The sequence below is a fragment of the Janibacter sp. CoH_79_TC_3 genome (assembly GCF_058197955.1).
In genome coordinates this window covers 1-249 of sequence record NZ_JBXWIV010000151.1, presented here as the reverse complement: position 1 = coordinate 249, position 249 = coordinate 1, and the positions used below count along the sequence as shown (strand labels likewise).

Annotated in this window: 1 pseudogene; it reads left to right on the top strand. The window is 58.2% G+C overall.

Annotated features, from left to right (window positions below):
• Positions 1-249, top strand: a pseudogene (locus AC2FA3_RS15440) (hypothetical protein); the annotation flags it as partial.

Below are 249 nucleotides of genomic sequence, written 5' to 3'. Positions count from 1 at the left end.
ATGCTCAACGAGGCCAACCTCAATGACGGCGAACAGGAAGAGCTGGAGGCGGAGGCCGAGATGCTGAGCCACGTGGAGGACATCAAGACGGCTTTCTATCAAGCCACAATGGCGCTCAACGGAGAAGAAAACAGCCCTATCGCCGCCGCACGAACCGCTGCCCATGCCCTCGAAAGTGTCAGCCAAGTGTACAGCGGCACCAACGAACTGGTGGAACGGCTAGAAAGCGTGCGCATCGAAATGGAGGAC